This window comes from Ruegeria sp. BE10 (genome assembly GCF_056538905.1).
Genome location: NZ_JBQFTX010000001.1, coordinates 603,663 through 622,707, shown reverse-complemented (window position 1 = coordinate 622,707; position 19,045 = coordinate 603,663). Strand labels below are relative to the sequence as shown.

General features: G+C 55.1%; 20 protein-coding genes and 1 pseudogene. 16 read left to right on the top strand and 5 right to left on the bottom strand.

Features of this window, described 5'->3' with window-relative positions; translation table 11 throughout:
* The first annotated feature begins 79 nt into the window (after positions 1–79).
* The 13 genes from ACR0M2_RS03090 to ACR0M2_RS03030 all read left to right on the top strand — a co-directional run bounded on the left by ACR0M2_RS03090 (position 80) and on the right by ACR0M2_RS03030 (position 10,793).
* On the top strand, positions 80–949 hold the full coding sequence (locus ACR0M2_RS03090) for an SMP-30/gluconolactonase/LRE family protein (RefSeq protein WP_480690269.1): 870 nt from the start codon (positions 80–82) through the stop codon (positions 947–949).
* Positions 950–975: 26 nt separating this feature from the next.
* A complete protein-coding gene (locus ACR0M2_RS03085) occupies positions 976–2,010 on the top strand; it encodes a sugar ABC transporter substrate-binding protein (protein WP_170351639.1) in 1,035 nt (344 codons plus the stop codon).
* Between the two features lie 84 nt (positions 2,011–2,094).
* On the top strand, positions 2,095–3,618 hold the full coding sequence (locus tag ACR0M2_RS03080) for a sugar ABC transporter ATP-binding protein (protein WP_480704007.1): 1,524 nt from the start codon (positions 2,095–2,097) through the stop codon (positions 3,616–3,618).
* Entirely contained in the window at positions 3,615–4,616 is a 1,002-nt protein-coding gene (locus ACR0M2_RS03075) for an ABC transporter permease (RefSeq protein ID WP_480704006.1), read from the top strand. The genes ACR0M2_RS03080 and ACR0M2_RS03075 overlap by 4 nt, the downstream gene beginning before the upstream one ends.
* 1 nt (position 4,617) lies before the next feature.
* Positions 4,618–5,406 (top strand): SDR family NAD(P)-dependent oxidoreductase, encoded by a 789-nt coding sequence (locus tag ACR0M2_RS03070; protein ID WP_480704005.1) that lies wholly within the window; start codon positions 4,618–4,620, stop codon positions 5,404–5,406.
* Positions 5,407–5,428: 22 nt separating this feature from the next.
* Entirely contained in the window at positions 5,429–5,923 is a 495-nt protein-coding gene (locus ACR0M2_RS03065; protein WP_108861949.1) for a lactoylglutathione lyase family protein, read from the top strand.
* Complete coding sequence (locus ACR0M2_RS03060) at positions 5,916–6,947, top strand: C-terminal binding protein (RefSeq protein WP_480704004.1); 1,032 nt, start codon at positions 5,916–5,918, stop codon at positions 6,945–6,947. Before ACR0M2_RS03065 ends, ACR0M2_RS03060 begins: the two co-directional genes overlap by 8 nt.
* Before the next feature lie 12 nt (positions 6,948–6,959).
* A complete protein-coding gene (locus tag ACR0M2_RS03055) occupies positions 6,960–7,649 on the top strand; it encodes an RraA family protein (protein ID WP_108861947.1) in 690 nt (229 codons plus the stop codon).
* Positions 7,630–8,550 (top strand): 2-dehydro-3-deoxygalactonokinase, encoded by a 921-nt coding sequence (locus ACR0M2_RS03050; RefSeq protein ID WP_480704003.1) that lies wholly within the window; start codon positions 7,630–7,632, stop codon positions 8,548–8,550. The genes ACR0M2_RS03055 and ACR0M2_RS03050 overlap by 20 nt, the downstream gene beginning before the upstream one ends.
* The gene (locus tag ACR0M2_RS03045) at positions 8,547–9,173 is read left to right on the top strand and encodes a 2-dehydro-3-deoxy-6-phosphogalactonate aldolase (RefSeq protein ID WP_480704002.1); all 627 of its coding nucleotides are present in this window, start codon (positions 8,547–8,549) and stop codon (positions 9,171–9,173) included. The genes ACR0M2_RS03050 and ACR0M2_RS03045 overlap by 4 nt, the downstream gene beginning before the upstream one ends.
* Entirely contained in the window at positions 9,170–9,871 is a 702-nt protein-coding gene (locus ACR0M2_RS03040) for an SDR family NAD(P)-dependent oxidoreductase (protein ID WP_480704001.1), read from the top strand. Before ACR0M2_RS03045 ends, ACR0M2_RS03040 begins: the two co-directional genes overlap by 4 nt.
* A 9-nt stretch (positions 9,872–9,880) precedes the next feature.
* On the top strand, positions 9,881–10,399 hold the full coding sequence (locus ACR0M2_RS03035) for a 2,4'-dihydroxyacetophenone dioxygenase family protein (RefSeq protein WP_170357704.1): 519 nt from the start codon (positions 9,881–9,883) through the stop codon (positions 10,397–10,399).
* Entirely contained in the window at positions 10,380–10,793 is a 414-nt protein-coding gene (locus tag ACR0M2_RS03030; RefSeq protein ID WP_480704000.1) for a methylglyoxal synthase, read from the top strand. The genes ACR0M2_RS03035 and ACR0M2_RS03030 overlap by 20 nt, the downstream gene beginning before the upstream one ends.
* Before the next feature lie 24 nt (positions 10,794–10,817).
* Here the strand turns inward: ACR0M2_RS03030 and ACR0M2_RS03025 are convergent, their stop codons facing one another.
* The 4 genes from ACR0M2_RS03025 to ACR0M2_RS03010 form a co-directional block, all read right to left on the bottom strand.
* Positions 10,818–11,963, bottom strand: a complete 1,146-nt coding sequence (locus ACR0M2_RS03025) for an alpha-hydroxy acid oxidase (RefSeq protein WP_480703999.1) — start codon at positions 11,961–11,963, stop codon at positions 10,818–10,820.
* 47 nt (positions 11,964–12,010) lie between these two features.
* The gene (locus tag ACR0M2_RS03020) at positions 12,011–13,294 is read right to left on the bottom strand and encodes a TRAP transporter large permease (RefSeq protein WP_170357711.1); all 1,284 of its coding nucleotides are present in this window, start codon (positions 13,292–13,294) and stop codon (positions 12,011–12,013) included.
* Between the two features lie 10 nt (positions 13,295–13,304).
* Positions 13,305–13,790 (bottom strand): TRAP transporter small permease, encoded by a 486-nt coding sequence (locus ACR0M2_RS03015; protein ID WP_170351622.1) that lies wholly within the window; start codon positions 13,788–13,790, stop codon positions 13,305–13,307.
* A gap of 77 nt (positions 13,791–13,867) precedes the next feature.
* Positions 13,868–14,866, bottom strand: coding sequence for a TRAP transporter substrate-binding protein (locus ACR0M2_RS03010; protein WP_480703998.1), 999 nt, complete (start codon positions 14,864–14,866; stop codon positions 13,868–13,870).
* A gap of 117 nt (positions 14,867–14,983) precedes the next feature.
* Between ACR0M2_RS03010 and ACR0M2_RS03005 the strand changes: the two genes are divergently transcribed.
* The 3 genes and pseudogenes from ACR0M2_RS03005 to ACR0M2_RS02995 all read left to right on the top strand — a co-directional run bounded on the left by ACR0M2_RS03005 (position 14,984) and on the right by ACR0M2_RS02995 (position 18,273).
* Positions 14,984–15,655 carry a GntR family transcriptional regulator gene (locus ACR0M2_RS03005; RefSeq protein WP_480703997.1) on the top strand — a complete coding sequence of 224 codons (672 nt, stop codon included), beginning with the start codon at positions 14,984–14,986 and terminating at the stop codon, positions 15,653–15,655.
* A gap of 135 nt (positions 15,656–15,790) precedes the next feature.
* A pseudogene (locus ACR0M2_RS03000) lies at positions 15,791–16,435 on the top strand (IS6 family transposase).
* 101 nt (positions 16,436–16,536) lie between these two features.
* A complete protein-coding gene (locus ACR0M2_RS02995; protein WP_480703996.1) occupies positions 16,537–18,273 on the top strand; it encodes a GMC family oxidoreductase in 1,737 nt (578 codons plus the stop codon).
* 248 nt (positions 18,274–18,521) lie between these two features.
* Here the strand turns inward: ACR0M2_RS02995 and ACR0M2_RS02990 are convergent, their stop codons facing one another.
* A complete protein-coding gene (locus ACR0M2_RS02990) occupies positions 18,522–19,010 on the bottom strand; it encodes a hypothetical protein (RefSeq protein WP_170348200.1) in 489 nt (162 codons plus the stop codon).
* Between the last annotated feature and the right edge of the window lie 35 nt (positions 19,011–19,045).

The window sequence follows — 19,045 nt, the reverse complement described above, 5'->3', positions numbered from 1 at the left end:
TTGCCAGATGCAAGATATCTGATACACCAGATTAGGCAAGCTGGTATATCAGATATCAGAATGTACTTAGGAGAAAAAAGTGCGCGCAGAGTTGGTCGTCGATTGTAAGAACCAGCACGGGGAAGGGATTTTCTGGAATCCCGCCGATGGCCTTATCTGGTGGACCGACATTGAGGGCTGCGCGCTTTGGTCATTTGATCCTGCAACGTCAGAATCCGCTTCTCATGAGATGCCGGAGCGCGTGTGTTGCTTCGCGCCGCGCGCGTCTGGCGGTCTGATAGTTGCTTATGCTGATCGAGTTGTCTTGTTCGATTCGCCCAATAGCGAGGAAACCCTCGTGACGCGATTCGAGCCGAACAATCCGGAGACACGGCTTAACGACGGGCGAACCGATCGCCAGGGGCGATTGATTGTTGGAGGCATGAATGAAGTTTCTGGTAAGGCCGATTCGTCAGTCATCTGCGTCGATAAGGATTTGAGTGTACGGGCGATTATCGAAGGAGTGTCTTGCGCCAATTCGACTTGCTTTACGTCCGACGGTGAGACGATGTACTTCGCGGATACCCCGGATCGGGAAATCGTCGCATTTGATTACGACACCCGCAGTGGAACCGTTTCGAACCGTCGGCGGCACGCTTCTTTCAATGATGAGCCTGGCTTGCCTGATGGGTCCTGTGTCGATGCCGAAGGGGGCGTCTGGAACGCCGAATGGGAAGGCCATCGCGTTGTTCGCGTCGCACCTGACGGCACGATAGATCACGTGATCGAGGTGCCGGTCTGGAAGCCCACCTGTTGCGCTTTCGGTGGCCCTGATCTCGACACGCTGTTCATCACGACCTCAAGGCTGATGAGTGACGACGCAGCTTTAACAAAAGAACCGGAATCCGGCGGCCTCTTTGCTGCGAAACCCGGCGTTCGTGGCGTGATCGACGCGCCATTCAAAGGATAACCGACGAATTTCTGGAGGAGAAAACTATGTTGAAAACGCTTATGACCACTACGCTTGTCGCGGGGTTCGCCACGCTGGCAACGGTCGCTCTGGCGGAAAATTATCCAACACCGGTTCCACTTGAGGACGGGGCACAAGCGCCAATCGATGCGATAGAACCCAAGAACGATACGTTCCGGATCGCGTATATGCCGCCGGCGACCGAGTTCAACTATTACATCGCCATCGGTGAAGGCATCAAAGCGGTTGCTGCTGAGGCCGGGGTCGAAGTCTTCATGCTTGCGCCCCAGTCCGGTGCGGACATCAACGGCCAAATGGGAATGATCCAGGATGTGCTGACGCAGGATGTGGATGCAATCATCTTTGGGACACACGATGAATTTGCTGCCGCACCACTGCTAAAGCAGGCAGTAGACAAGGGCATGGCAGTTCTGATGATCAATTCGGACATCCCGAACTTCCCAACGCCAATTCATGGCGTGGTCGGGTACTCTCAGCGCAATGGCACACATGCCATCGCTGACTGGGCCATTGAAACCTATGGCGATCAACCGTTGAAGGTCGGAATCATCGAAGGGCAGCCTGGCTATCACTCGACCGAGCGTGTGGGGGGCTTCCTCGACGGTATCGAGGGCAACGATAACTTCGACGTTGTGGTCTCAATTGACGGTAAATGGAACGTTGAAGGCGGCAACACTGCTGGTATGGATATCCTGCAGTCGAATCCCGATCTCGACATGATCTTCGCGGCGAACGACTACATGATCATTGGGGCATCCTTTGCTGCGAAAGCACTCGGTCGCAATGACATCGTTCTTTTAGGCAACGATGGCGACACGTCTGGCCTCGAAGAAATCGCGGCTGGTAACATCACGGCAACCGTCAACACCTCACCATTCCTGATGGGTAAGGCGGCCATGCATGCTACCATTGATGCGCTCAACGGGTCCTATCCCGGCGGCTGGATCGAAACGCCCACATCAATTGAAGACAAAGATGGTGCGATCAGCGTGCTGCAAGAGCCAGAAAAGCTCTTCCCGCAGCCGTCCAAAGAGTACTGAGCTATCTCCCCGCTTCCCGGTGGCGCGTGCGCGTGCTGCCGGGTCGCAATTCAACCGAGTTCCCCTTTTGTCGAGGCAATCGCAATGACACCCGCAACGCCCCTTTGGGAGTTTGTCGATATCACCAAGGCCTATCCTGGGGTATTGGCGAATGACAAGGTTTGCATCCGGCTTATGCCCGGTTCCATTCATGGGCTGCTGGGTGAAAATGGCTGTGGCAAGTCGACTATGATCAAGACTCTGTCCGGCGTGCAGCAACCCGATAGCGGTCAAATCCTGCACAATGGCAAGCCGGTCACGATCAGCGACCCGCAGGCGGCACGTGAACTGGGCGTCGCAACAGTTTTTCAGGAATTCTCTATCGTGCCCACCTTGTCGGTTGGCGAGAACATCTTCCTTGGCAATATGCCTCGGTCCCGCTTTGGCGTGATCGATTGGGCCAAGGTCCACAACGAAGCCGCTCGCGTTTTGGCGGAAATGGATGTCGATGTTTCACCCGAGACCATCACCGGCTCGCTATCGGTAGGCGAGCAACAACTGGTCGAGATCGCGAAAGCCGTCGCGATGGACGCTCGCATGATCATCCTGGATGAACCGACGGCGGCATTGGGTGAAGACGAAATTGAGCGCCTGCACCAGCTACTGCGCAATATGCGTGAGCGCGGTACCGCTATTCTCTATGTGTCGCACAGGCTGGATGAGGTTGAACGGATCGTTGATGAAGTGACGATCTTGCGCAACGGCTGTGTTGCGCGTGCAAGTGGCGAGACCAAGATCAACGTCTCTGAGATTGTCAACGCAATGGTCGGAGAGGACATTGGTGAACATTATCCTAAGGAGCAGAACGCGACCAAGGATATTGTGCTGGAGGCGGCGGGTCTGGCCACCAATTCGGGCGTGAAAGATGTATCGTTTTCGTTGCATCGGGGCGAAGTTCTGGGCTTGGGTGGCGTATTGGGCAGCGGCCGCACAGAGATCGCTCGCGCCCTGTTCGGGACAGACGAGCTGACGGGCGGACAGATAACACTACACGGCAAACCAGTTCGCTTCCGTCGGGAAATCGATGCGATCCGTGCTGGATTAGCCCTTGTTCCGGAGAACCGTAAGTTTGACGGGTTGTTCTTCAATTTCCGCGCAAGCGGGAACGTCACTGCAGCGTCCCTCGGCGGGCTAAGCCGGTTCGGTGTTTTGAATCTCAAGGCGGAAGAGCAAGCCACCCATGACCTGATCCGCGATCTGGAAATCTCGACCCAGGCCGAGGAAAAGACGGTCAACTTCTTGTCTGGTGGTAATCAGCAGAAGATCGTGATTGCACGTTGGCTGTTCTCAGCCTCTGACATCCTGATCCTTGATGAACCGACGCAAGGGATCGATATCGGCGCCAAGATCGCTGTTTACAAGCTGATTAACAGGCTCACGCGGGCGGGAAAATCGATCATTCTGATCAGTTCAGACCATGATGAGTTGCTTGCGATGAGCGATCGGATTGCCGTCGTGCAGCACGGAACGATAGTTCGCACGGTCGATGCATCCGACCTTACTCATGACGACCTTGTGCGCGCGTCCGCCGACACCCCCCAATCCAAGCCTAAGGAGGCTTTCGCATGAAGCGGATCTTTGACACCCAGTTGATCGGACCATTTGCAGCAATGGTGATCGTCGCACTGATCGTGGCACTTACGACCGAACGCTTCCTGAACCCGGGCAACCTTTCTAACCTTTCGCTACAGGTAAGCATCGTGGCCTTGATCGCAATCGGGTCTACTATCGTGATCTTCGCTGCGGGCATCGATCTGAGTTCCGGGTCTATGGTGGCTTTGCTGACCATGATCCTTGCGCAAATGTTGAAATTTGTCGGCATTCCACTGGTTCTGGCGCTGCCCCTCATACTCTTCATGGGCGGATTGCTTGGTCTGTTCATTGGGCTGATAACAGCCTACGGGCGTATCCCGTCTTTCATCACAACATTGGCGGCGTTGATTGCCTTCAGGGGCCTTGCGCTGACCTTCAACAATGGGTCACCGATCTTCTCGCTGGATCCGGCGCTGGAGCCAATCTTTTACGGCAAGTTGTTCGGTGTTCCGATGCCTTTCTTCTATCTTGTGTTCTTCTACGTCCTTGCCGCGTTCACTATGAACTTCACGAAACTCGGCCGTGAGATCTATGCCGTGGGTGGTAACCCAGCCGCTGCCGTTCTGACGGGTATTAACGTACGTAAAGTTCAGACGACGACATTTGTCATCGCGGGCTTTATGACTGCGGTTGGTGCGATCCTGATGTCAGCGCGCCTCAACTCTGGTTCGCCCAACTATGGCCAGACGCTGGAACTTCAGGCCATTGCCGCCGCTGTTGTCGGCGGAGCCAGCCTTGCAGGTGGCCGTGGCAACATCCTCGCCACGCTGATGGGGGCGATGACAATCGTTATCGTCCAGAATGGTTTGAACCTAAACGCTGCGCCATCTTCGGTTCAGAATATCGTGCTGGGCCTGATCATTCTGTTGGCCGTCGGCATAGACATGTGGCGCGCGGAGATTTCGGCCTTGATGGGTCGAATGTTCGGCCGCCCTTCATCGCAGCAGTCATCTAACGTTAAGAAGGAGGCCTGAGATGGATCTGGGGCTCAAAAATAAACTGGTCCTGGTGACTGGTTCAGGTTCCGGCATCGGCAAAGCCACTGCCCGGGTCTACCTGGAAGAGGGCGCGCGGGTCATCGTGCATGGTCTGACCGCAGCGGAAGTGTCCGACTGCGTCGACGACCTGTCATCTCTGGGCGACGTCGAAGGCATTGCGGCCGACCTAACCAAGACGTCTGATGCGGAAACTCTGGCGGAGTTTGCCCGCTCACGCGGTGCGGTGGATGTTCTTGTGAATAATGTCGGCATCTTTTCGGTTAAGCCGTTCGAGGATCTCACGGATGACGACTGGATGCACTATTTCAACATCAATGTCCTGTCTGCCGTTCGGATGAGCCGAATTTTCCTGCCAGACATGCTTGGCCGGGATAAGGGATCTATCATCAACATGGCTAGCGAAGCGGCAGTGAAACCACTACCTCAGATGGTGCATTATTCTGTCACTAAAACTGCCATGTTAGGTCTGACACGTGGCATGGCAGAATTGACAAAGGGTACAAAAGTCCGGGTTAACTCGATCCTGCCTGGTCCGACCTGGACAGAAGGTGTCGAGGCCTATTTTGACGGCCTCGCCGATCAGAAGGGTGAGCCGCTCGACACCATCGTCGACAATTACTTTAAATCAGATGAGCCCACATCGCTCATACAGCGCTTTGTCCAACCAGACGAAGTCGCCCGCATGATCGTCACGATCTCAGCAAGCACAGCCTCCAATGGTTCTGCGCACCGGATCGAAGGCGGCATCGTTCGCAACATTCTTTAACTTCTAACTGGAGGAGCCCTACATGGCCGCTCTCACTTTCTCTCACATCGGCATCACAGTTCCCGACCTGGAAAAAGCCGTGGAGTTCTATTCCAAGGCGTTCGGCCTGTACGTGCTGATGGAACCAACTGAAATCCTGCATGACGAAAGCGCCATCGGTCAGATGTGCGACGATGTGTTTGGGGAAGGTTGGGGAAGCTTCCGCATCGCGCACTTGTCAATGGGCGACGGTGTTGGCATTGAATTGTTTGAGTTCCCGAAGACCGTCGAAGAAGAACGCCCGTTTGAATATTGGCGGCGTGGCTTGTTTCATTTCTGCGTACAGGACGAGGATCTGGAAGGCCGCATCAAGGTTATCGAAGACCTGGGTGGACGCCAGCGCATGAGCCAAGTGCGCAAGTACTACCCAGGTGAAAAGCCTTATCGCATGGTTTATATGGAAGACCCGTTTGGCAATATTTTCGAGCTCTACAGCCACTCGTACGAATTGACCTATTCGGCGGGCGCTTATGACTGATCGCGCCGACTTTTCCCCCAGAACGGACAAACCCAAGGTCGTGATAACCGATTACGACTTTGGTGATGTTGCCGTTGAGACGGAAATCCTGGAAGCCGCAGGAGCCGAGGTGATTGCGCTTCAGGCCAAGCGCCAGGAAGACCTGTTCGATGTCGCGCCGCATTGCGCAGCGATGATGAACCAATATGCCCGGATCGGGAAAGAAACGATTACGCGGATGCGGAACTGCGAGGTCATCGCGCGTTATGGCGTAGGCGTAGATATCGTGGATGTCGGCACGGCAACGGAAAAAGGCATCCTCGTTACCAACGTGCAAAACTATTGCACCGAGGAAGTCGCCGATCACGCGATTGCCCTATGGCTGACCCTGGCGCGCAAGTTGCCCGACTATGATCGGGCCACTCATGCAGGGGTCTGGCAGTGGCAAAGCGGGCAGCCGGTCTATCGGTTGCGCGGGCGGACGATGGGTGTCGTCTCGCTGGGTAAAATCGGGCAAGCCATCGTGGCTCGGGCGCAATCTTTCGGAGTTAGGGTCATCGCTTATGATCCGTATTTGCCAAGAGAAGTCGCCGCGAATATTGGGGTCGAGCTGGTGAGCAAGCCCGAATTGCTGGCAAGGTCCGACTATATCCTGATGCAGGCGCCGATGACGCCGAACACGCATCACTTTTTGTCGGATGCCGAATTCTCGGTCATGAAACCCGGTGCGATACTCGTGAACACTGGGCGCGGACCAACGGTCGACAACAAAGCCCTGTTCCGGGCGCTGACCGAAGGCCATTTGGCCGCTGCAGGGCTCGACGATCCCGAAGAAGAGCCGGCAAAGCGCGCCAACTGGACGCCTGATGACAACCCGTTGTTCACACTGCCCAACGTCCTCGTAACACCACATGCCGCCTACTATTCCGAGGAATCGATACACGCAGCGCGGGTTACCGCGGCTACGCAAGTGGCCAAGGTCCTGACAGGACAAAACCCCGACTACACAGTCAATGCCGACGCATTGGCCGTATCTACCGCATAACAGGAGACAAGAATGCCAGACGTCAGCACGGACCTTAGGGTTTTTAATGATTTTGAAAGAAACCCGGAACTTCTCAAAAAATTCGACAAGGTGTTGGAGGCGTACTCTGCTGCTGCCATTTTTGCGGATGTGCAGTACCGAACAGGCGTGATGGACAGCGCCATCAAGCCCGCTTTCCGCGCCAAGGTGACAGGCCAGGCCGTGACGGTCCAGCTTTCAAAAGGTGATCTGGTCGACCCATTGCGAGCGCTTGAAATGGGACAACCCGGGGACGTGATCGTTGTGGACGCGGGTGGTGATCGTCAAACGTCAGTCTGCGGCGGTTTAATGGGTGGCCTGGCCAAGAACCGTGGCATTCGGGGTATGATCGTAGATGGCACTGGGCGTGACACAGACGAGTTGGAAGACATTAACTGGCCAATCTGGACGCGCGCGATCACGCCGCGCGGAACGCACACGATGTTCTCGGAACGTAAAGAAGAACTTTCGATCAATGTGCCAATCGCCTGTGGGGGCGTCGTGGTAAACCCCGGAGATTTCATTGTAGCTGATCTTATGGGCGTCGTCGTGGTTCCACAGGAAATTGCCGAAGAAACCGTGCGCCTTGCTCAAGAGCAAGCTGACCGTGAGGAGGAAACCCGTAAATGGGTGGCCCAAGGCAAAACCGTTGAGGATCTGCTAAATGAATTCGGTCGCATCTGAACCAGCGCTGATCGGCGTAGATTGGGGCACTTCATCGTTTCGTGCATTTCTAATTGGTGCGGAGGGCGACGTGATCGATGGGGTCTCGTCGCCTGAAGGTATCATGCAGGTTGCGGGACAAACCTTTGAGGCGGTCCTTGATCGTCTAATCGGCCCTTGGGTCGCCAAGGCTAACCTGCCGATCCTGGCATCTGGCATGATCACCAGCCGCAATGGCTGGGTAGAAACGCAATATGCTGAAATGCCGCTGGGTGCTGGCGGTCTTGCGCGGGCGCTGGTCCCCCACGAAGCGGCCAACGGTGCGCGTATTCATTTCGTGACCGGTGCCTCGACGGAACATGCCGGAGGACCGGACGTAATGCGCGGCGAGGAGACCCAGATCATTGGGGCATCTTCGCTAGGTTTGAGCGAAGGTATGTTCGTGATGCCGGGAACGCACAGCAAATGGGTTCAGGTTGCCGACGGGAAGATCGTGGATTTCTCGACCTACATGACAGGTGAGATCTTTTCGGCGCTGAAAGAACACACGATCCTTGGCACCTTGATGAAGGAGGACGCCTTCAGCGAAGACGCATTCGTGATGGGCGTCAAGGCGGGCCTCAGTGGTGAGTCGAACCTGCTGCACAGCCTGTTTCATGTTCGGACGCTTCCTCTCATGGGCAAAATCCCAAAGGTTGCCACGGCCGACTACTTGTCGGGCTTGTTGATCGGGACCGAGGTTGCTGCCGCGACCGGCGAAGTAAAAGACGTCGGCACGATCACTGTTGTTGGACGCAGCGACTTGTCCGACCGATACGAAATAGCGCTTCGAACTGCTGATTTCGACAGCCGCCGCGCGCCAGATGATATCGTTGCGAAAGGGCATTTTTTGATTGCTCGCGCTGCGGGGTTGGTCGGATGATTGACCTCTCCGCAGCTCTTGCTGAGAATCCGCTGATTGCGATTTTGCGGGGGCTGGCACGAGAAAATGCGCGCCCGGTGTCTGATGCACTTTTCGATGCCGGGTTTCGGATGATCGAAGTGCCGCTCAACTCACCAGACCCGCTGGAATCGATTACGCAGATCGCTGCGAAACATGGCGCTCAAGCCATAGTCGGCGCTGGCACAGTGTTGACTACGGATCAGGTCGCGGCGGTTGCAGATGCAGGCGGGCGGATCATCGTGTCGCCCAATATGAACCCGGACGTCGGGCGCGCGGCTGTCGCTCGGGATCTTTATTGGTGTCCAGGAGTCATGACCCCCTCCGAGGCTTTTACGGCGTTGGATATCGGAGCATCGGTCCTCAAATTTTTTCCGGCGGAAATGGTGCCGCCAGCTGCCATTGCTGCCATGCGCGCCGTATTGCCTGCAGACGCAGTCATCGCTGCGGTAGGGGGCATAACGCCGGAAACGATGGCGTCGTATCATGCCGCGGGTGCAGATGGATATGGGCTGGGCTCCGCGCTGTTCAAACCGAGCTATACATTGGATGATATCGGCAGGCGCGCGCGCGCCTTCACCAGTGTATTGGAGGAACTTGGATGAAACAGGCCCTTGTTACGGGCGGTACGCGAGGGATCGGTGCGGGTGTTGCACGGTCGTTGGCAGACGCAGGTTGGTCCGTCATTGCCGCTTCCGCCTCCCAATCCGAAATGGATGCATTCGAGCCTCAGGACGGGATCAACGTGCAGCTCTTGGATGTCACCGACCAGGCGTCAATTAGTGATGTGTTCAGTGGGCTCACGGGTCTGAATGCCTTGGTGAACTGCGCAGGTATTCTTCGGCGTGGCGAAGAATACGACATCGACGTCTTCGCCAAGGTGCTTGATGTGAATCTGACAGGCACCATGCGCTGCTGTCTTGCCGCGCATCCATTGTTGGCTGAAGCGAGTGGGGCCATCGTCAACACCGCCTCTATGCTCAGTACCTTTGGTGGGCCTTTGGTTCCGGCGTATTCCGCTTCTAAGGGCGGCGTGGCACAGTTGACCAAGGCGCTCGCAGGTCGCTGGGCCGAAGACGGTATCCGGGTCAATGCCATCGCGCCGGGTTGGATTGAGACAGAGATGACCCAGGGCCTTCGGGAAGACCCTGAACGAACAGCGGGGATCATCGCGCGTACGCCAATGAAGCGCTGGGGGAAACCCGAAGAAGTCGGTGCGCTTGTGCAATGGCTTTTGAGTGAAAATGCCAGCTTTGTGACCGGATCGATCTATCCGGTCGATGGCGGCTATCTCGCTATGTGAGGAAAATCAATGAATGACCATGACACCGCCCGAATGCCCTATCAGTTGCCATTCCCCAAGGATGCGCAAGACGAAATCGTGATCCCGAATGCCATGAGCGAGGACGATAGACTGTGGGTTCCGCAGGCAGAGAACGTCTGGTTCCGACCGCTCTGCCTGAACCGCTCGCAAGGTTATTGGATGAACCTTCTCAAAGTGCGCAAAGCTGGTGTTCTTTCGCGGCACCGCCATCCCCAGCCCGTCCACGGCTTCGTCCTGAAAGGGCGCTGGCATTATCTGGAACATGACTGGGTTGCGGAAGAGGGGGGATATGTCTTTGAGCCGCCGGGTGAGACTCATACCTTGGTCGTTCCCGACGATGTCGAAGAGATGGTTACCTATTTCCAGGTCAATGGCGTGATGTGCTATGTTGATCCGTGGGGCAAGGTCACTGGCTACGAAGATGTCTTTACCAAGATTGATCTGTGCCGGAAACATTTCGCGGAAGTCGGTCTTGGAGAAGATTACGTTGAACAATTCATCCGGTGATGCGCTGCGTTTCGCGCTTGTAGCGCATGATGCGCGAAAGGATGAAATCGTTGAATGGGTGGGTTTGCAATTGGCCCGCCTGTCCAGAGTACAAATCTTTTCGACTGGGACTACCGGTAGTCGCATTAAGCAAGCCTATCCAGAACTGGATGTGACCTGCCTAAAAAGCGGACCACTCGGAGGCGACCAACAGATCGGCGCCATGATCTGCGAAGAGAAACTGGATGCATTGATTTTCTTTGTCGACCCTCTCTCACCCATGCCACATGACGTCGACGTTAAGGCTCTGACCCGTCTCGCAACGGTATATAATCTGCCAATGGCATGTTCGCGCTCAACTGCGGATCTGATCGTCAAGGGGCTGATTGACGAGGATGACAACGCGCCTGGGTGATACGCCACGCGCCGCAAGCGCCGATCAGCCTGTTCTCAGAAGGTGCTCTGCCAAACTGCCGAGGTTTTCGCTACCAAGCTGGCTCATGTTGGCCTCAATGTCAGCTTTCAGGATGTGAACGAGATGGTCGATCCCTCGTGCTCCGAACGCTGCAACAGCATATTGAAAGGCGCGCCCGACCATGACGAAATCTGCACCTTTCGCCAGGGCACGCATGATGTCCAATCCCCAGGCAACGCCAGAGTCGTAGATCAGTGGCACATCTATTCCGACCGCCTCGCGGATGTTCGGGAGTTGGTCAATCACGGCGGGCCCGGCTTCGAATTGACGCCCGGAGTGGTTTGAGACCCAGATGCAATCCACGCCTTCGGCCACCATTTTTTGCGCGTCCTCCGGCCGCAGGACACCCTTGACGATCAGGTGACCCTCCCATTCCCGCCGCAGTTCGCGCAGGTAGTCCCAATCTGGAATCCCACGGATCAGAGCGCCTGCATGGGTAAAGCTTTCTCGCCCGCGGGTCGGGACGTAATCGTCAAAGAACCGCATACGTGGCATGATGCCCTCGCGCAGATGTGCAAGGCACCAGGCGGGTCGTGATGCCATTTCAGTCAGCGTGCGCAGGTCAGCTTTTGGAGGCACCGTCAGATTGGCACGGCGCTGTCGTTCGCGCCGGCTCTCTTCTGGAACGTCCACCGTGATAATCAGCGTATGAAATCCCGCTGCCTTAATCCTCGGCAGCATAGCGCGGCGCAGATCGCCGGAGTTCACCGGGTAATGCTGAAACCATCCGTTCTTGCCAATATGAGGCGCCACATCTTCAGGCGAAGCAACAGCCACGCTGGACAACGAGAACGGAATGTTGTGAGCAACTGCTGCCTTGGCAAGCATCCGCTCAGCTCCCGCCCACATCAGGCCGGACATGCCTACCGGTGCTATCCCGAAAGGCAGGTCGTATTTTTGACCCATCAATGTAGTCTGCAGTTCGGCCTTTGTTCGGCCACATAGCACACGCGGCATGAATCCTATGGCATCGAGAGCGTCACGGTTGACCTTCAATCCCAGCTCCCGGCCGGTCGCGCTGTCGAGGTATTCGAAAGCAAACTTCGGAATGCGCTTCTGTGCGGTTCGCCGAAGGTCTTCTATCGACGGGTGAGAAAGGTCCAGATCCATCCGGGTCCTCTGGTGTTGTTGTCTAACGTTAGAAGGGCTTCAGCCGGTCACCAAAGGGATGGCAAGGCTAAGGAAATTGCGGGCACATAAGTGATGAACATCAACAAGATCAGCATGCCGGCAAAGAATGGCAGGATTGCCCGGCTGAGGCTTTCGATGGAAACCTTGGAAATGCTGCTGGCCACGAACAGGTTTACACCCAATGGCGGTGTGCAGAACCCAATGGCCAGGTTGACCGTCAAGATGACACCAAAAACGATCGGATCGACACCCAGTGCGGTTGCAACCGGCAGCAGGATCGGCGTCATGATGATGATCGAAGAAATCGTCTCCATGAACATGCCGATCACCAGCAACAGCAGATTGATCAGCAACAGAATGATGATCGGATTGTCGGACAGGCTGGTGATTGTTGTTGCGAGCTCTGTAGGGATTCTTGCGAGCGTGATCAACCTGCCAAAGGCGGTCGCCATGATTACCAATATCAGAATGGTCCCGCTGGTCTTCGCACTGCCCGCCAAAACCTCTGGCAGGTCCTTGAGGGTGATGTCTCCATAAACGAAGATGCCGATGAAAGCGGCATAAACAACGGCCACGGCTCCGGCTTCAGTAGGGGTGAAGATCCCGCTATAGATGCCGCCAAGGATGATTACAGGCACCAGTAGCGCCCAGATGGAAGAGCGGAAGCTCTGCCAGACGCCAGGGCCTGAGAACGTGGTTGTCGATTGCTGAACAACCTCGTCCTTTCTCAGCAGAACGCGAGCCACCAACATGAACATGAGGGCAAAGAGGATGCCAGGAACAACACCTGCAAGAAACAGTTTGCCGATCGAAACCTCGGCAGTTACCCCATATATGATGAATGGAATACTTGGCGGTATCATAACGCCGATCATTCCCGAGGATGCCGTCAATGCGCCGCTGAATTTGCGCGTATAGCCGACCTTCTCCATCTCAGGGATCATGTTCGACCCGATGGCGGCTACGGTCGCAGGAGACGAACCGGATATGGCGGCAAAAAACACACAGGCGAGTACGTTCACATAAGCAAGTCCACCCCGGATATGCCCGATCAGTGCGTTAGCGAACCCAACCAGTCGACGAGACATTCCGCCGTGCTGCATCAGGTCGCCAGCGAGGATGAACAAGGGAACAGCAATCAGGGGAAATGAGTCCGCGCCTGTTACCACGGACCGTGCCAAAAGAACCATGGGTGGGGTGCCATCCACAAAGACCATCACGATCATGGTGGCTAGGCCCAGACAGATGCCAATTGGCACGCTGAAGAGCAGAAGGGCGAAAAGCGTCAGGAAGAGCGTAGTTGCAAGCATGCCGGGTTCCTCACGCTTTGGTCCCTGCGATCAGGCGCAGGGTTCGGATCAGATGCTGAGTGACGCGGATCGCGGACAGGCCTGCGCCAATCGGCGCCGAAGCATAAAGGATTGGGATCGGTAGTCCCAAAACGACTGACGTCTGGCTGGCCACAAAAGGCTGTCGGATAAGCTTGATGCATTCAATTGTCAGAACGACCAGAAATCCAAGGACAAGAAGCGCGATCACAACATCCGCGTAAAGCCTTGCGCGCTCGCTTAGGACATCACGCAGGACTGTGATACGCACATGATCGCCTGTGTGGAATGCATAGCTGACGCCAAGCCAGACAAACCATACAAACAGCCAAAGCGTTAGCTCTTCGCCCCATGAAAGAGAGGCATTCAGAATGTAGCGCATGAACACATTGCCAAAGATCAACAAGACAATCGCGGCCAGAAGTGCGCTGGCTAAGACCTTTTCGGCATTCATATCGATCCATTTGATAACCGACACCGTTCACCTCCCCTGAACGAAAGGGGCACCCGAACCTTCATGGCACGGGTGCCCGTATTGGCTGAGTAGTCCGAGGGTCAGCTTCCGCTCGCTGCGGAAACCGCTGCTACCCAGTCGTCATAGGCTTCGGCGCCAACCTCGTCGCGATACTGCAGACGGACGCTTTCGGTTTTGTCGGCAAAGGCCTGTCGCTGTTCTGCAGTCAGTTCCAGAACCTCGACACCGGCAGCACGGATCTGTTCCAGCTGTTCCGCATCTTCGCTTGCGACCAGTTCCGCCTGATAGTCACGTGCGGCGGCCATTGAGTCCCGGACCAATTGCTGATGCTCTGCGGACAGCGAGTCAAAGAACGGTTTGGAGATGACAGGCATATAGACCGCAAAGACATGGCCCGTGGTCGAAAGGTATTTCTGCACCTCGTAGAAACGCTGTGAGGTAATGATCGCCAGTGGGTTTTCCTGACCGTCGATCACGCCTTGCTGGAGAGCAGAATAGACCTCACCAAAGTTCATTGGCGTCGGGTTGGCCCCGAGCGTTTCGAATGTCGCCACATGTGCCGGAACCTTCATGGTGCGCAGCTTGACACCCTCGAGATCTGCGGGGGTTGCAACCGGACGGACATTGTTGGTCACATTGCGTACACCCAATTCAAGCCAGCCAAGACCGACCAATCCCTGGTTTTCGACCCGTGCAAGCATGTCATCACCAGCATCGCCATCAAGAACATCAAAGGCGATGTCCTTGGAGGAATACATGTAAGGCAGTTCAATTACTGCAAATGCCGGATCCCAGCCCGCGAAGAAAGAGGAAGGAGGAATGGCCATTTCCAGAACGCCGGTTTGAACACCTTCGATCATCTCGCGATCAGGGCCCATCTGCGACGAAGGGAATATCTGTACGTCGATCTCACCATTCGAGCCAGTTTCGACCAGTTCTTCAAATTTCAGTAGCGCGCGATGCATGTGAAACGCTTCTGCTGCGCCATGCCCAACCTTAATGACTGTTTCAGCGGATGCTGCAAAAGCAAGCCCGGCTGACATGACGACGCCAAGCGCCAATGTTGATTTCTTGAACAAGGTATCCTCCCACGGATTTAGTCATTTTCGATCTATTATCTGAGATATCAGATATAATATAGAAATCAAGCTTACATGTGCTATTGTGTTGGAGAGACGAAATAGGACGAAGTGAAAATGACCGAGATTTTGCAGATTAAGCGCCCGGATTCGTTGAGTAAAACTGCTGAAGAGCATATCCGAAAAGGCATAATCAATGGCACGTTTCAATTGGGTGAATCGTTGCCGGAAGTGAAGCTGTCAAATGCCATGGGCATCAGCAAAACTCCGATTCGCGAAGCGCTATCGGCTTTGAATCTTCAGGGGCTCGTTCAGATCTTTCCTCATCGAGGAGCCTTTGTATTCTCTCTTTCTCAAGAGGACGTGGTGCAGCTTTGCCAGTATCGGCTCATCCTAGAATCTGCAGCTTTGGAGCAGGCGCTTAGTAAGAACCCTTCGGTTCTGATCAATGAGCTGTCTACAATTGTTTCGAAGATGTCGAAAGCGCAGGAAGCGGATGAATTCGAGCAGTACTTGGAACTTGACGCCGAGTTTCACGACGCGTTTTTCAGGTCCTGCGGAAACAGTTACCTGCGGGATGGATATCAAAAAGTCAGAGATATCGTCCAAACTATGCGGACACACCTGTCCAAGCGTTCCAATCGAACGAAGAAATCTTTCAAGGAACATCAAGCGATCACATCGCTTTTGGGCGAGGGTAAAGTAAAAGCAGCAACGAACACCCTCAAACGTCAAATCACTCGCGGTGAGCGTTCTTATTCCGATTTGGTTGGTCTGAAGCAAGCATAGTTGTTCTGCCATCTGGGTCTTGTCAGAAGAACTTTGCTTGAGCGGGGCAGGGCGGTTGCGTAGCTTTTGCCCATGACCAGACCTGCCTTCTTCAAGTACTTCAAAACTAGTCCTTAGATCATCCGTTTGGCGGTGATGCTGTACATCCGTTTCCCGCTCTCGCTTCGGAATGTCGAAGATCTGTTGCACGAGCGAGGCATCGACGTGAGCCACGAAACTGTCCGATATTGGTGGAACAGGTTTGGCCCGATGTTTGCTGCTGAGATCAGAAGGAAGCGTGTTCAGCAACTGCGCGCGTTCTCCAAATGGAAGTGGCACGTGGACGAGGTTTTCGTGAAGGTGAATGGCAAGAGACACTACCTCTGATGGGCTGTCGATCATGAGGGCGAAGTGCTGGAAGCAATCGTTACCAAACGCCGAAACAAGCAGGCCGCGTTGAAATTCCTCAGGAAATTGATGAAGCGACACGGTAAAGCGAAAAACGTCGTCACGGATCGCTTCGCCTCATACAGAGCCGCGCTCAGAGAGCTGGGCACGCTCGAAACACAAAAGACGGGAAGGTGGCTCAACAACCGCGTCGAGAATTCACACCTTCCTTTCCGACGACGCGAACGCGCGATGCAACGGTTCAGGCGCATGCGAAATTTGCAGAAATTCGTCTCGGTCCACTCCTCTGTCTACAACCACTTAAACCAGGAAGGATCGCTCGCAAGCCGAGATACCTTCAAGCTGACCCGCGCCGCCGCTCTTAGCGAGTGGCGTCAACTTTGTTCCGGATAGGTTCGCGGTTCCCGAGGCAAACTGAGACTAGTTCGAATTAGTCTGACAGCACCAACTGCTGCAATCTGACCTAAAGCAGACACTGGTCTAAACTTCAGGCTGTGTATAGTCTTCTTTCTTCTCTGACAGAGTTAATGCATTGTGCATGTGCATGTTTCGGGGATTGCATGAAGATAGACGAATACGATTTTGTCATTGTTGGCGCCGGTTCGGCCGGCTGTGTCGTTGCCGAAGGATTGAGTCGCGATCCGTCAGTTTCTGTCTTAGTTCTCGAAGCCGGGCCAATTGACCGTAACGTCATGATACAAATTCCCGCCGGAGTTTATCGGGCCTTCCGAAACAAACGGATCAATTGGAATTACGTATCGGAACCCGAAGCCGGGTTGAATGGCCGCCGGATACCAACCCCGCGAGGGCGAGTTGTGGGAGGGTCTTCTTCGATCAATTCAATGGTCTATATGCGTGGCCATCCAGACGATTTTAACCGCTGGGAGCGCGATCATGGACTTGCGGGTTGGGGGTATGCCGACTGCCTTCCTTATTTCAAGGCAGCCGAAAGCTATGATCAAGGAGCCAATGATTGGCGAGGAAACTCGGGCCTTCTAAAAGTAACGCGCACAGATAACACTGACCCACTATACGACGTTTTTCTTGAGGCTGGCGCACAAGCCGGACAGGGAGCAAGTGATGATCTGAACGGTCAGCATCCTGAGGGCGTGGCGCGCTATGACGCTACGAAAAGCCGCAATCGCAGGTGCAGCGCCGCAACAGCTTACCTGACCCCGGCATTACGGCGCCCGAACCTCAAAATGCAAACTGGAGCCCATGTCGAAAAACTGGAAATTCGCTGTCACCGCGTTGAGGGTGTGACGTTCCAGCTGGCTGGGGAGCATAAGACTGTAAGGGCGAAACGAGAAGTTGTCTTGTGTGGCGGAGCGATCAACTCGCCTCAATTGCTCATGTTGTCCGGTATAGGTCCGGCGGATCATTTGCGTGATTGCGGCATCCAAGTTCTTGCTGATTTGCCTGGCGTTGGCCAAAATCTTCGGGATCATGCCAAGATAAAGCTGCAGTTTGCCTGCCGCAAACGGCTTGCATTTCACCGCATCGGTAATCCTTTGGTCAGGGCGACCGCAGGGGTGCAATGGGTCCTGACCGGCCAGGGCATCGCTACATCCAATATATGGGAAGCGGGTGGCCTCATACGCAGCAATGATGATGTTTCCCATCCCAATCTTCAGTACCATTTCGGCCCCTTGGGATTTACGGTTCAAGGGGATCGTATCACGATCAATCAGGCGTTCTCAGTCAACGTAGATCATGCAAGACCACGAACGAAAGGCTACATCGAACTTAACCGCACCACGCCTCGGGGGCCACCAAGGTTGCATTTCAATTATCTTGCCGACCCCGACGACCTGCGCGAAATGGGAGAAGGTGTGCTCCGCGCGCGCGAGCTTGTGGCGCAACCGGCCTTTGACGAATTTCGCGGCGCGGAAATGACTCCGGGTGCCGATTGTCGAACAAGTGAGGATATCGAGGCCATGCTGCGCGAGAGAGTGGAAACCGCTTTTCATCCGTCGTGCACCTGTCGGATGGGCCATGATGGACTGGCGGTGGTTGACAACAAATTTCGTGTGCACGGAATTGAAGCCTTGCGCGTAGTGGATGCTTCGGTTTTGCCAGAGATTACAAGCGCCAATCTCAATGCACCTACGATGATGATCGCGGCCAGGGCTGTGGATTTCATGCGCAGTGCACCACAGTTGAAACCGATGCACGAAGAGGCGGTCCGCACAGGTAAGAAGCCCGCGCGATACAATTCTGTTGAATGTTGACTCAGGCTTTCTGGTCGCTGACAGCACAATGGGCATCTAAGCTGACTTTTGCGTCAACTGTAGCGAATTTACGCTTCGTCCCCCAAACTGTGAGTTCGGACAGCACCATAGCGCACAATCGCAGCGAAAGACCGGTAAGCGGATTGCGGCTGCAGCATCGTGAGGGTGGGACGAAGGTCCGGAAAGGGCCGTGAGACTCAGTTGGGGCGGGCAGCAGCGCTGCCTGCCCTGGAACAATACCTGTCCTCTCATGCCGAGGCTGTCTTGGGGCCATCTGCCTTCAACAGCCGTGCAAAGATCATCACATGCGTGACCAAAAGTACCGGCACAAAGAATGTTGGAATGAACCAAGTGGGGCCAAAGTAGTTAATTGCCTCGGCCTGGCGCAAGGCGTTCACCAGATCGACAGTACCAAGGATGTTGAAACCCCACACCAACGGAAGGGCAACCACTGATCTCCATCGCAAAGCGATAAGCGCGGCGATTGCTAGAAACGCCGAGAGTAGATCGCCATAGCTGGCGCTGGTTGCGAACACCTCGGGCAAACCTCCGTTGTTGAGATTTGGTACCATGAAGCTCATTCCGATGTGTCGGAAAGCATGCGGCAGCAGCAGCATTGAGAGCGCCGCAGCCACCGACAGCCGTGCAAGCCAAGGTGCAACGTACCATGCCGCGATCAGAGCAAAGACAAAGAGACTCATCGCGAATTGAAGAAGGAATATCACTGTGGGGGTCATCTGATCGATCCTTTCGATATGCGTCTGTTTACGTG